Origin of the sequence: Streptomyces sp. NRRL F-2580, assembly GCF_000720115.1 — a bacterium.
In the GTDB taxonomy this organism is placed as follows: Bacteria; Actinomycetota; Actinomycetes; order Streptomycetales; family Streptomycetaceae; genus Streptomyces.
This window is the reverse complement of the sequence record NZ_JOIR01000011.1, coordinates 197,854-210,620: the sequence shown is the minus strand read 5'-3', so window position 1 is coordinate 210,620 and position 12,767 is coordinate 197,854. Positions and strand designations below refer to the sequence as shown.

General features: G+C 71.1%; 13 protein-coding genes. 6 read left to right on the top strand and 7 right to left on the bottom strand.

The window, feature by feature from the left end:
- Positions 1 to 2: 2 nt before the first annotated feature.
- From IF88_RS0114380 to IF88_RS0114360, 5 genes are all read right to left on the bottom strand, one after another.
- Positions 3 to 539 (bottom strand): hypothetical protein, encoded by a 537-nt coding sequence (locus IF88_RS0114380; protein ID WP_030710980.1) that lies wholly within the window; start codon positions 537 to 539, stop codon positions 3 to 5.
- Between the two features lie 32 nt (positions 540 to 571).
- A complete protein-coding gene (locus tag IF88_RS0114375; RefSeq protein WP_030710978.1) occupies positions 572 to 1,393 on the bottom strand; it encodes an isoprenyl transferase in 822 nt (273 codons plus the stop codon).
- Between the two features lie 11 nt (positions 1,394 to 1,404).
- Positions 1,405 to 2,151: a DNA repair protein RecO gene (gene recO / locus IF88_RS0114370; RefSeq protein ID WP_030710976.1), complete on the bottom strand. Its 747-nt coding sequence runs from the start codon at positions 2,149 to 2,151 to the stop codon at positions 1,405 to 1,407.
- A gap of 94 nt (positions 2,152 to 2,245) precedes the next feature.
- On the bottom strand, positions 2,246 to 3,799 hold the full coding sequence (locus tag IF88_RS0114365; protein ID WP_234323522.1) for a nucleobase:cation symporter-2 family protein: 1,554 nt from the start codon (positions 3,797 to 3,799) through the stop codon (positions 2,246 to 2,248).
- Positions 3,800 to 4,369: 570 nt separating this feature from the next.
- Complete coding sequence (locus IF88_RS0114360; protein ID WP_030710973.1) at positions 4,370 to 4,951, bottom strand: TetR/AcrR family transcriptional regulator; 582 nt, start codon at positions 4,949 to 4,951, stop codon at positions 4,370 to 4,372.
- Between the two features lie 56 nt (positions 4,952 to 5,007).
- On the opposite strand from IF88_RS0114360, the gene IF88_RS0114355 reads away from it, so the two are divergent.
- Positions 5,008 to 5,877 (top strand): alpha/beta fold hydrolase, encoded by an 870-nt coding sequence (locus IF88_RS0114355; RefSeq protein WP_030710971.1) that lies wholly within the window; start codon positions 5,008 to 5,010, stop codon positions 5,875 to 5,877.
- Here the strand turns inward: IF88_RS0114355 and IF88_RS0114350 are convergent.
- Complete coding sequence (locus IF88_RS0114350) at positions 5,874 to 6,569, bottom strand: TerB family tellurite resistance protein (protein WP_030710969.1); 696 nt, start codon at positions 6,567 to 6,569, stop codon at positions 5,874 to 5,876. The two genes, IF88_RS0114355 and IF88_RS0114350, sit on opposite strands and share 4 nt — an antisense overlap.
- Before the next feature lie 216 nt (positions 6,570 to 6,785).
- Here IF88_RS0114350 and IF88_RS0114345 point away from each other — a divergent pair, with 216 nt between their 5' ends.
- Entirely contained in the window at positions 6,786 to 7,544 is a 759-nt protein-coding gene (locus tag IF88_RS0114345; protein ID WP_030710968.1) for an SDR family NAD(P)-dependent oxidoreductase, read from the top strand.
- 75 nt (positions 7,545 to 7,619) lie between these two features.
- Here IF88_RS0114345 and leuA read toward each other — a convergent pair whose 3' ends face one another.
- Positions 7,620 to 9,383, bottom strand: a complete 1,764-nt coding sequence (leuA, locus tag IF88_RS0114340; protein WP_030710967.1) for a 2-isopropylmalate synthase — start codon at positions 9,381 to 9,383, stop codon at positions 7,620 to 7,622.
- A gap of 365 nt (positions 9,384 to 9,748) precedes the next feature.
- Between leuA and IF88_RS0114335 the strand changes: the two genes are divergently transcribed.
- From IF88_RS0114335 to IF88_RS0114320, 4 genes are all read left to right on the top strand, one after another.
- Positions 9,749 to 10,822, top strand: a complete 1,074-nt coding sequence (locus IF88_RS0114335; protein WP_030710966.1) for a M4 family metallopeptidase — start codon at positions 9,749 to 9,751, stop codon at positions 10,820 to 10,822.
- A gap of 9 nt (positions 10,823 to 10,831) precedes the next feature.
- Positions 10,832 to 11,101 carry a protealysin inhibitor emfourin gene (locus IF88_RS0114330; RefSeq protein WP_030710965.1) on the top strand — a complete coding sequence of 90 codons (270 nt, stop codon included), beginning with the start codon at positions 10,832 to 10,834 and terminating at the stop codon, positions 11,099 to 11,101.
- Between the two features lie 27 nt (positions 11,102 to 11,128).
- Complete coding sequence (locus tag IF88_RS0114325) at positions 11,129 to 11,959, top strand: GNAT family N-acetyltransferase (RefSeq protein WP_051836854.1); 831 nt, start codon at positions 11,129 to 11,131, stop codon at positions 11,957 to 11,959.
- 106 nt (positions 11,960 to 12,065) lie between these two features.
- Entirely contained in the window at positions 12,066 to 12,767 is a 702-nt protein-coding gene (locus IF88_RS0114320; protein WP_030710963.1) for a class I SAM-dependent methyltransferase, read from the top strand.

Below are 12,767 nucleotides of genomic sequence, written 5' to 3'. Positions count from 1 at the left end.
GCTCACAGCCGCCGCAGGTTCCGGGCGTGGATCTCGCGGACCCGGCCCAGCTCGGCGTCCGTCAGGGCGGCGCGCTTGGGCAGCCACTTCACCGCGCCGTTCTCCTTCACCAGCAGGACGAACAGGTTCCGGGTCTCGCCATACCCGGCGCACCAGTCCCACGAGAACTCGCCCGAGGTCCCGTCGGGCAGCCGGGTCACCACCCCCGTGTCGCAGAGCGTGCAGCGGTACTCGGGGTACCGCGCCGACCGGTGGTACATCCGGTGCGCCCGCCAGTCCACGCTCAGGTACGCCCCGTACCAGCCGACGGCGGGCCCCAGCACGGCCAGCGCCAGCGTGTGTTCTGCCGGAATGCCCCGGGCGGCCCCCAGTGCGGCGGGCACCAGGGGCAGCCCCAGCCACAGGAGCAGCCAGAGGCGGCCCCTGAGCGTCTTGCGGATCCGCCACCTCAGCGCCTCGCGGGCATCGCCGGGGAGGGGACTGTAGTAGACCTCGACCTCCCCCGGGCCGACGCCCCGCACCTCGTCTGTCGCGTCCATGGCGGCAGAGCGTACCCGCAGGTCAGCCCGGGTCAGCCCTTCAGGCCCTCGGGCTGGTTCGGGACGGCGCCGCCGAAGCGGCGGTCGCGCTGGGCGTACTCCAGGCAGGCCGCCCACAGGTTGCGGCGGTCGAAGTCCGGCCACAGGACGTCCTGGAAGACCATCTCGGCGTACGCGCTCTGCCAGAGCAGGTAGTTGGAGGTGCGCTGCTCGCCGCTCGGGCGCAGGAACAGGTCCACGTCCGGCATGTCCGGGTAGTACATGTACTTCGCGAAGGTCTTCTCGTTGACCTTCGACGGGTCGAGCTTGCCGGCCGCCACGTCGCGGGCGATCGCCTGCGCCGCGTCGGCGATCTCCGCGCGGCCGCCGTAGTTCACGCAGAAGTACAGGGTCATGGCGTCGTTGTCGACGGTCTGCTCCTGGGCGACCTGGAGCTCCTGGACGACCGACTTCCACATCTTCGGCATGCGGCCGACCCAGCGGATGCGGATGCCCAGCTCGTTCATCTCGTCGCGGCGGCGGCGGATGACGTCACGGTTGAAGTTCATCAGGAAGCGGACCTCGTCGGGCGAGCGCTTCCAGTTCTCCGTCGAGAAGGCGTACAGGGAGAGGTTCTTGACGCCCATCTCCAGGCAGCCCTTGAGCACGTCGAGCACGACGCCCTCGCCGACCTTGTGGCCCTCGGTGCGCGGCAGACCGCGCTCCTTGGCCCAGCGGCCGTTGCCGTCCATGACGACCGCGACGTGGTTCGGGACGAGCTCGCCGGGGATCTTCGGCGGGACCGCGCCGGACGGGTGCGGCTCGGGAACCTTGTACTCGCGGCGAGAGCGCCCCAGAATCCCGCGTCGTGCCATGTGTCCAGCTCCTATTTCTCGACGTATCGCAGGGAGCGTAGCCCGCGCTCCAGATGCCAGTGCAAATAGGCCGAGACCAGCCCGCTGCCCTCCCGCACGTGACGCGCCTCGCACGCGTCGGCATGCCCCCAGTCGCCCGTCAGCAGGGCGCTGAGCAGGGCGATGGCCTCAGACGAGGGTACGACGCTGCCGGGCACCCGGCAGTCCCCGCATATCACTCCGCCCGCGGCCACGGAGAAGTGGCGGTTGGGGCCGTGGATCCCGCACTTCGCGCAGTCGTCGAAGCTGGGGGCGTACCCGTTGACGGCGAGGGAGCGCAGCAGGAAGGCGTCGAGGATGAGATGGGGTTCGTGTTCGCCGCGCGAGAGCGTGCGCAGGGCGCCGACGAGCAGCAGGTACTGCTGGACGGAGGGCTCGCCCTCGTTCTCGGTGAACCGCTCGGCGGTCTCCAGCATGGCGGTGCCGGCGGTGTAGCGGCCGTAGTCGGTGACGATGCCGTTGCCGTACGGGGCGATGATCTGGGTCTGGGTGCAGAGCGGCAGGCTGCGGCCGATCAGTTCGCTGCCGCGGGCGAAGAACTGCACGTCGGCGTGGGAGAAAGGTTCCAGCCCGGCGCCGAACTTGGACTTCGTACGCCGGACCCCGCGGGCGACGGCCCGCACCCGGCCGTGGCCCCGGGTCAGCAGCGTGATGATGCGGTCCGCCTCACCCAGCTTCTGGGTGCGCAGCACGATGCCGTCGTCGCGGAACAGACTCATGCGCCCATTGTCCCGTACGGAGACCCGCCCGGAGACAGTGATGACCCCTCGCCCGGGCGTCGGCCGGGCGAGGGGTCAGCACCCCTTGGGAGGATCAGCCGGCGGAGGACGTCTCCGCGTCGTCCGCCTTCTCGGCGCCGGCCGGCGCGGCCACCGGCTGGGCGGGCAGCTCGGCCTTGGCGGCTTCGGGGGCGGTGGCCGTGACGGTGGCGGTGGCGTCCGAGCCGGGCGCCGTGTCGACCTCCGCATCGGCGAGGGCCTGGGCACCCGCCTCCGGGGCGTCGTGGGCGCCGTCCTTGGCCAGGCCGTTGAAGACGAGGTTGAGGACGATGGCGGCCGTGGCACCGAGGGTGACACCGCTGTTGAGGAGCGAGGACAGGTCCGCGTCCATGTGCTTGGTGAAGAAGACCGGCACGGTCGCGGGGAGCAGCGCGAAGGCGAGGGAGACGCCGACGATCAGCGCGTTCCTCTCCTCCTTGAGGTCCGCCTTGGCCAGGGTCTGGATGCCGGCCAGGGCAACCATGGCGAACATCACGGTCGCGGCACCGCCGAGGACTCCGTGCGGGACGGCGGCGACGATCGCCGCGGCCTTGGGCAGCAGACCCAGGATGATCATGAACACGCCCGCGGCGACGACCACGAACCGGCTCTTCACCTTCGTCATCCGCACCAGGCCGACGTTTTCGGCGAAGGCGACGTACGGGAAGGAGTTGAGGACACCGCCGAGGGCGGTCGCGGCGCCGTCGGCACGCAGGGCGCGGGCCACGGTCTCGCTGTCGACCTCCTTGCCCACGATGTCGCCGACGGCGTAGGTGTCACCGGTCGTCTCGACCATGGTGATCAGCATGACGATGAGCATCAGGACGATCGGGAACCACTCGAACTTCGGGACGCCGAAGTGGAACGGGGTGCTGACACCGACCCAGTCGGACTTGCTCACGTCGCCGAACTTCGCGTCCCCGAGGAGGAAGGCGACGGTGGTGCCGACGACCAGGCCCAGGAGGATCGAGATGCTGGAGAGGAACGGCTTGCCGATCTTCATCAGGACGAGGATGAAGAGCATCGTGCCGCCGGCGTAGGCGAAGTTCTTCGGGTCGCCGAAGTCGGGGCTGCCGAGGCCGCCCGCCGCGTCGTTGAGGCCGACCGGGATCAGGACGATGCCCAGCACCGTGATCACCGTGCCGGTGACGACCGGCGGGAACAGCCGCATGACCGCCCGGAACGCCTTGGCCGGCAGCCAGGCGAAGGCGAAGGTCGCGATGCCGGCGGTGATGACCGCGCCGTAGATGACCAGCAGGGCGGCGGTTCCACCGCCCGCGCCGAGGCCGATGGCGATCATCGGGGACACGGCGGTGAAGGTCACGCCCTGGATCAGCGGCAGTCGGGCACCGATCCGGCCGATGCCCCAGGCCTGGATGATCGACGCGATACCGCAGGTGAAGAGGTCCGCGTTGATCAGGTAGACCAACTGTTCAGGGCTCAGCTTCAGCGCGTTGCCGACGATGATCGGGACGATCACCGCACCGGCGTAGAAGGCGAGTACGTGCTGGAAGCCGTACAGCGCGAGCTTGGGGAGGGGGAGCACCTCGTCGACCGGGTGCGTGCTCCGCTCTCCGTTTTCGGAAAGCCGGGCGGCGACACGTGCCATCTCTGCCTTGCCCTTCAAAAGGTAGGTAACTGAGAGGAATCTCTGGTTATCCCTGGCCGGAGTGGGTCGCTATCCCGTTTTCCGCCAGGGTTGTCAGTGCGTTCACGTGAATCGAAGCCCGCCTGTGTTACCGGCCGCGTCTCCCCGTGTGACCGGAATTGAACGCCTGTGGGGCCGCTCACAGATATCGTCGACTTCCACAAAGTGTTGAGGCTTGGCGATCTTCACTTTGGAGGGTTCTCCCATGGCGCTCAGCGCACCGGCGGAGTAAGGCACGGTTTCGCCGAGAGGTCCGTCCCCCCTGCGCGACTGCGAATACCACCCGCGGTGACCAGCGGGGGCAGGGTTCACGTCCTTCCGTGGCGCAAACCCGAGCGCATGATTCCGGCCATCGGATTGGGTGACCCACCGAGCGCGGAGGGTACGGCTCCACGCATTGCACGACCGTCGGCGGAACGCGGTTCACGTCCGCAAGGCCGGATCGTTACCTGAATTCGCCGTAGTTCGTACGCATTCCGGTATGACTTGTACGTTTTCCGGGACACGCGCACCTTCCGAGAGGGGAAGGGGTCAATTCCGGAGCGCCGCCGACACGATCGCGGCCGCCGCCGAGGCCGCCGTGAGCACCGGCTCCGGGGACCGGTTCGCGCGGCCGAGCATGAAGGCACCTTCCAGGAGGGCGATCACCGAGGTCGCCGTGGCCCGCGCGGAGCCGATGCCCCGGGAGGCGTAGGAACCGGCCAGGGCGTCGATCCAGGAGGCGAACACCTCCGCCGTGGCCCGCCGCAGCCCCTCGTGCGTACTGGCCACCTCCAGCGCGACCGTGGCGATGGGGCACGGGTCGGCGAAGTCCAGCGACTCCAGGGTCGCGGCCGCGCCGAGGAAGGCCTCGCGGGTGGCTTCCACGGGATCGGTGCCCGCGTCCTCGCCGAACAGCTCCCCGATCAGGGCCAGATAGGCCGCCCCCGAGGTGCGCACGACCTCCTCCCCCAGCTGGGCCTTGCCGCCCGGGAAGAAGTGGTACGCGGATCCGTACGGGGCCTCGGCCGTCGCCACGATCTGCTTCATGCCGGTGGCCGCGTAGCCCTGGCGCCGGAACAGCTCGGTCGCCGCGGTCAGGATGCGGGCTCTGGTATCGCCTGTCGTCGTCATCGCGACTAGCCTCTCACTAGATCGGTCTATCCAGAACCTTTCCACTGGGGGAACGCGTGCCTGTCATCGAACTCGCCTCGGGCGCCATCGAGTACACCGACACCGGCCCCGACCCGGCGCGCGAGACCGTCGTCCTCATCCACGGGCTCGGCTTCGACGAGTCCCTCTGGCAGCACGTCGTGGCGGACCTGCGGGCGGACTTCCGCGTCGTCGTCCCCGTCCTGCCCCTCGGCAGCCACCGCCGCGCCATGCGCCCCGGCGCCGACCTGTCCGCGCACGGGATCGCCGCCCTGCTCGCCGAGTTCCTCGACCGCATCGACCTGCGGGCGGTCACCCTCGTCCAGAACGACGCCGGCACCGCCCAGCTCCTCGTCGGCGACCACGACGAGCGCATCGGCCGCCTGGTCCTCACCTCCTGCGAGGCCCTCGACAACTACCCGCCGGGCCTCCAGGGCCGGACCCTCCAGGCCGCCTCACGCGTACCGGGCGGCGTCTTCCTGCTCCTGCAGTCCTTCCGCTCGCCCTTCCTCGCCGGGCTGCAGAGCTCACTGGGCGGCATGGCCAAGCGGCCGATCCCTTACGAGCTCGTCCGCCGCTGGTACCGCCCGTTGCTGACCGACCCGGCCGTCCGCCGCGACTTCACCGCGTTCCTGCGCAGCACCCGAAAGGACACCTACCTGCGGGCCGCCGAGCGGCTGCGCTCCTTCGACCGCCCGGCCCTCGTCGCCTGGGGCGCGGAGGACCGCATGATGCCGCCCGAGACCGGCCGCCGGCTCGCCGGGCTGCTGCCGCACGGCCGGTACGAGGAGATCCCCGACGCCCGCACGCTGATCCCGCTCGACAACCCGGCGGGCCTCTGCGCGGCGCTGCGCCGTTTCGTCGCACAGACGCCGCCGGCCGGGCAAGATCCGAAAGAGAAGGCCTAGGGGGCGCGTACCGCCGACAGCAGGCGCGCCACCTCGTCCGCGTCGATCCGCAGCGCCGCGCCGACGGTGGCGAGCACCTCGCGCTCGGCCGGGATGTACGGGCCGTCCGCGAGCGCGATACGGGCGCCCTGCAGCAGGATCGACTCGCGGCCCGGGCCCGCCAGGTGCGGGGCCAGCGGCTCCAGGGCCTCGTGGAGCTCTATCGACAGGGCGGCCCCGCAGCACTCCGGGACGTCGTACAGCCCGAGCCGGCCCTCGTCGGTGGAGAGCGCCTCCACGAGGGACTCCAGCTGTTCCTCCGTGCAGTCCGGGAAGCCGGCGGCCCGTACGGCGCCCACCGCGGCCTCCAGCGCGCTGCGCGAGGCCGTCCCGCCCGCGGTCAGCACGGCCAGCGCGACGGTGTGCACGGCGTCGCGCAGCAGCGCCGTGAAGCGGGTCGTGGTGAGGTGGTCCAGGACGTCGGTGCCGAAGCGGGCGCGGCAGCCCTGGCACTCGACGACGGGCCCCTCCTGTCCGCGCGGCAGCACCGGCACCCCGACGACGGTGAACCGGCGCCGCCCTGTACGCCTGCGGTAATTGCGGTCTCCACCGCAGGCGGGGCAGAAGAACTCCCCGTCGCCCACGGTGCTCCAGGTGGTACGGATGCCCCAGACCGTCAGCTTCCGGCCGTCCCCACCCCGAACTGGCAGCACGTCGCACCTCCGTAACTCCCCCGTCGCCCCGCGGGCACGGGAGGGACCCCCACGGCAGCATCGCCGGGTTGGCGTGATGTTAGCCACATCGGTGAGGATGCGTCAGTCGTGTGACAAGACAACATGTGCCGGAGCGCGCACTTGGCCGATCTGCGCCCCCCGCGTCCGCCCCTGTCCTCCCCGCGCCCCCGCCGCGCTCCCCCTAAGGTCGGCCGCATGGAAGAGAAGTCCTGTCTGGTGACCGGCGCCGCGAGCGGGATCGGCCGGGCGACCGCACGGCTGCTGGCCCGCTCGGGAGCCCGGGTCACCGCGGCCGATATCAACGGCCCCGGGGTGGAGTCCCTGCGTACGGAACTGGCCGCCGAGGGGTACGAGGTCACCGCGGTCGCCGGTGACGTCGCCGATCCGGAGGCCAGTCACGCGATGGTCGCCGCCGCCGTCCGGGCGTACGGACGCCTCGACGTGGCCGTCGCGAACGCCGGGGTGCTCCCCCTTTCGGACGTACGGGAGACCACCCCGGAGGACTGGGACCACGTCATGGCGGTCGACGGCCGGGGGATGTTCCTGACCTGCAAGTACGCCATCGAGGCGATGACGGCACAGCCTCGGCCCGGCGGGGCGCTGGTCTGCGTGTCCTCGATCTCGGGCGTGGCCGGGCAGGCGCGCCAGGCGGCGTACGGACCGGCGAAGTTCGTGGCGTCGGGGCTGACCAAGCACCTCGCGGTGGAGTGGGCCGCGCGCGGGATCCGGGTCAACGCGGTGGCACCGGGCACCATCCGTACGGAGCGGGTGATCGCGCTGAAGGACGAGCCGGGCGGGCCGGAGTACCTGGAGGAGATCGCCGGGTTGCACCCGATGGGCCGGCTCGGGGAGCCGGAGGAGGTGGCCCGGGTCATCGCCTTCCTGGCCTCCGACGCCGCCTCGTTCGTGACGGGCGTGGTGCTGCCGGTGGACGGCGGCTACCTGGCCCGCTGAGGCCGGGAACGACGCGGCCCCGCCCCTCCGGGAGGAGGGACGGGGCACACGTACGGGCGATGGGCTCCCGGGGGATCAGCGGCCCGCGCGGTTGACGGCGGAGATGACGGCCTTCAGGGAGGCGCGGGTGGTGTTGGCGTCGATGCCGATGCCCCACAGGACGCGGCCGTCGATCACGCACTCGATGTACGAGGCGGCCACGGCGGAGGCGCCCTCGCTCATGGTGTGCTCGGTGTAGTCCAGCAGGCGGGCGTCGATGCCGATGCCGGCCAGCGCGTCGAAGAAGGCCGAGATCGGACCGTTGCCGGTGCCGTTCAGCACGGTCTCCACGCCGTCCACGACCGCCTCGACGGTCAGCGTGTCCGTGCCGTCCTTGTCGGTGGCCGTCGAGCCGGAGCGCAGCTGGATGCGGCCCCACGGGTTCTCGGGGTTGGGCAGGTACTCGTCCTCGAAGATCGACCAGATCGCCTTGGGCGTGACCTCGCCGCCCTCGGCGTCGGTCTTGGCCTGGATGATCCGGGAGAACTCGATCTGCATGCGGCGCGGCAGCTCCAGCTTGTGGTCGTTCTTCAGGACGTACGCGATGCCGCCCTTGCCGGACTGCGAGTTGACCCGGATGACGGCCTCGTAGGAGCGGCCGACGTCCTTCGGGTCGATGGGCAGGTACGGGACCGCCCACTCGATGTCGTCGACGGTCTTGCCCTGGGCGGCCGCGTCGGCCTCCATGGCGTCGAAGCCCTTCTTGATGGCGTCCTGGTGGGAGCCGGAGAAGGCGGTGTAGACCAGGTCGCCCGCGTAGGGGTGGCGCGGGTGGACCTCCATCTGGTTGCAGTACTCGCTGGTGCGGCGGATCTCGTCGATCTGCGAGAAGTCGATCTGCGGGTCGATGCCCTGGGAGAACAGGTTCATGCCCAGCGTGATCAGGTCGACGTTGCCCGTGCGCTCGCCCTGCCCGAACAGGCAGCCCTCGATGCGGTCGGCGCCGGCCATCAGGGCCAGCTCGGCGGCGGCCACGGCGGTGCCGCGGTCGTTGTGCGGGTGCACGGAGATGCAGATGTGCTCGCGGCGGGTCAGGTTGCGGGCCATCCACTCGAAGCGGTCCGCGTGGGTGGACGGCGTGGAGCGCTCCACGGTCGCGGGCAGGTTCAGGATGATCTCGCGGCCCTCGGCCGGCTGCCAGACGTCGCAGACGGCCTCGCAGACCTCCAGGGCGAAGTCCAGCTCGGTGTCGGTGAAGATCTCCGGGCTGTACTGGTAGCCGAAGGTGGTCTCCGGGCCCAGCAGCTTGTCCGCGTACTCCATGACCAGGCGGGTGCCGTCGACGGCGATCTGCTTGATCTGCTCCTTCGAGCCGCGGAAGACCACGCGGCGGAAGGTGGGGGCGGTCGCGTTGTACAGGTGCACGGTGGCGCGCTTGGCGCCGACCAGGGACTCCACGGTCCGCTCGATCAGGTCCTCGCGGGCCTGGGTCAGTACGGAGATCGTCACGTCGTCCGGGATCGCGCCCTCTTCGATGATGGAGCGCACGAAGGCGAAGTCGGTCTCGCCGGAGGAGGGGAAGCCGACCTCGATCTCCTTGTAGCCCATGCGCACCAGCAGGTCGAACATCTCGCGCTTGCGGGCGGGGGTCATCGGGTCGATCAGCGACTGGTTGCCGTCACGCAGGTCGGTGGACAGCCAGCGGGGGGCCTTGGTGACGCGGGCGTCCGGCCAGGTGCGGTCCGGGATCTCCACCTGCTCGTAGGAGCCGTACTTGTGGATCGGCATCCCGGAGGGCTGCTGGGTGTGGGTCGCGTTGGTGATGGGCGTGGGGCGACCGACAAAAGGCTGCTGGCTCATGGCGTTGGGCTCCTCGCGTGTCCGCGTGTAGTTCGCTGAACGGCCGACGGCGGTCGTAAAAACCGCAACACCAAACTCCGCGGGGAGGGGGCCGGCCTACGACTACAGACCCTCGCCGCGGCAGCTAAGGAGAAGCAGCCCGAAACGCATGATGGACCGAGCCTAGCCGAGCCGCGCGGTGACGCGAGGACCTGTTTCAGTATGCAAGACCCCGCCGTCCGATTTGCACCAAATGTGAGCTAAGCCTCTTCCAAAGCGCCAGGGTCAGGGTGATCCGTCAATCCGGCGCCAGCTCTTTCAGACAAGCGAATGAATCATGGTCGCAGGTAGTGACACCGTCATGACCCACTGCCACATTGCCGGGCATGGATGCCTCCCACGCTCACCGCCACCCGGTCTTCTGCACCGTGGTGCCGCCCCACCTCCTCGACAAGGCCGCCCTGTCCGGGGACTCGCGGCGCGCCGATCTCGCCCAGCGCACCCTCGAACGCGACTCCCTGCTGCGTACCCGGCGCCGGGTCACCGCCGTCCGCGGGATCGTGCCGACGCTCGGGGCGCCGGCCTCCGACGAACCGAACCGGACGCTCTACGACGCCCAGCACCGCACGCAGCTGCCCGGGAAGAAGGTCCGGGGGGAGGGCGACCCGCTGAGCAAGGACGCCACCGTGAACCGCGCCTACGCGGGGCTCGGGGCCACGTACGAACTGTTCCTGAAGGGCTTCGGGCGGCGCTCGATCGACGATGCCGGGCTCCCGCTGGACGCGACCGTCCACTACGACGAGGACTACAACAACGCCTTCTGGGACGGGCAGCAGATGGTCTTCGGGGACGGCGACGGGGACCTCTTCCTCGACTTCACCGTGTCGGTGGACGTCATCGGGCACGAGCTGACCCACGGGGTCACCCAGTACACGGCGAACCTGAGGTACCGCGGGCAGTCGGGCGCCCTGAACGAGTCGATGTCCGACGTCTTCGGCTCGCTGATCAAGCAGTACTCGCTGGAGCAGACGGCCGACCAGGCCGACTGGCTGATCGGGGCCGGCCTGCTCGGCCCCAACGTGACCGGGGTCGCGCTGCGCTCGATGAAGGCGCCGGGGACCGCGTACGACGACGACGAGCTCGGCAAGGACCCGCAGCCGGCCACGATGGACGACTACGTCAACACCCACAGCGACAACGGCGGCGTCCACATCAACTCCGGCATCCCCAACCACGCCTTCTACATCGTGGCGACCGAGCTGGGCGGCAAGGCCTGGGAGCGGGCCGGGCAGATCTGGTACGACACCCTGACCGGCGGGGAGCTCGCCTCGAACGCCGACTTCGAGGACTTCGCCCGGCTCTCGACGGCGGCGGCCGTGACCCGGTACGGCGACGGCGGCGCCGAGCACCAGGCCCTGCAGAAGGCCTGGTCCGCGGTGGGCGTCCCGCTCGCGGGGTAGACCGCTCCCATGCGCATTCAGGTGGTTCGGACGGGCGGTTTCGCGGGCATCGAGCGCCGGGCCGAGGTGGACACCTCGGGCCGGCCGGACGAGGACGAGTGGCAGGCCCTGGCCCAGCTGGCGCTGCGGCCCGGCCCGCCGGGCGATCCGGCGGACCGGGTGCGGGACGGGTTCTCGTACCGGATCACGGTCGACGGCCGGACGGTTTCCTGCGCCGAGCCGCGCCTCTCGGAGGCGCAGCGGACGCTGATCTCGCGGGTCCTGAAAGAAGGTGCCTGAGCAGCACCGTTTTGCTTGGATGTCCGGATGACCGACCACATGATCGATTCGACGCTGTCCGAGCTGGAGCGGTACTACGACACGGCGCCGCGGGCGGGCGGGGCGCGGGCCGAGGACTTCGGCCCGCTGACCCTGTTCGTCCAGGAGGGCTCGGGCTGGCCGTACTACGCGCGGCCCGCCCTCGGCGGCTCCGGCGAGGTGAGCGCGGCGGACGTCCGGCGCGTGCTGTCCCGTCAACGGGAGCTCGGGGTCCCCGAGGCCTTCGAGTGGGTGGCCGAAACCAGCCCCTCGCTGCGGGCCGCGGTGGAGGAGGCGGGACTGTCCGTCCACGCGCATCCGCTGATGGTGCTGGACCCCTCGGCCGAGGTCCTCCCCCCGCATCCGGAGGTCCGTCTGCTCGGCGCGGACGACCCGCTGCTGACCGCCGCGGTGACGGTCCCGGCCCTGGCCTTCGCGGCGCCGGGCACGGCGGTGGGCGAGGCCGGGCCCGCGGAACTGGCGGCGGCGACGGCGGATCCCTCGGCCGAGGAGGGCCGGGCCCGGGTGTCCGGGAAGCTGGCGGCGGGCACCTCGGCCATGGCGGCGGCCGTACGCGACGGCGTCGTGCTCTGCTCCGGCATGTACACCCCGATCGGGGACGTCGCCGAGGTGGTGGGCGTCGGCACCCTTCCGTCGGCCCGCCGCCAGGGCCTGGCCCTCGGGGTGACGGCCGCGCTGGTCGCGGAGGCGCTGTCGCGCGGGGCCCGTACGGTCTTCCTCTCGGCCGGCGACGAGGACGTGGCCCGCGTCTACTCCCGCATCGGCTTCCGCCGGGTGGGCACGGCCCTGATCGCGGAGCCGCAGGCCGCCGCCGCGTAGGGACGGCCGCGCCGGATGTTTTGCCGGACCGGCAACAGGGTTTGCCGTGCGTGCCGGTCCGGGCGGAGCATCGGGGCCACCGAGACCCGTAGCGGAAGAGGCCCCCATGTCCAAGAACGAACACGTACACGAACACCAGCCCTCGCACTCGCACGCGCCTCACGAGCCCGCCGCGCCCGGCGCCCCGCGCGAGGGCGGCGCGGAGTTCTGGGACGAGCGCTACAGCGAGAGCACGCGCATCTGGAGCGGCAATCCCAACGCGACCCTGGTCCGGGAGGTTCAGCGGCTCGCCCCGGGCCGGGCCCTGGACCTCGGCTGCGGCGAGGGCGCCGACGCCGTCTGGCTCGCCCGCCGGGGGTGGCGCGTCACCGGCACCGACATCTCGAAGGTCGCCCTCGGCCGGGCGGCCGAGCACGCCGCCGAGGCGGGGGTGGGCGACCTGGTGGAGTGGCAGCGCCACGACTTCACCGAGTCCTTCCCCGAAGGGGAGTTCGACCTCGTCTCGGCGTGCTTCCTGCACAACTACGGGGACTTCCCGCGCGCCCGGGTCCTGCGCACGGCCGCCGCCGCCGTGGCCCCCGGCGGGGTCCTGCTGGTGGTCGGCCACGCGGGCGGGCCGTCCTGGGACCCGGACAGGCTCGCGGGGATCGGCTTCCCCACCCCGGACGACGTCCTCGCCCAGCTGGAACTGGCGGAGGGCGCGTGGGAGGTGCTGCTCGCGGAGGAGCACGTACAGGCCCTGACCGGCCCCGACGGCCGGCCCGGGACCCGTCCGGACAACGTGGTGAAGGTGCGGCGGCTGCGCTGA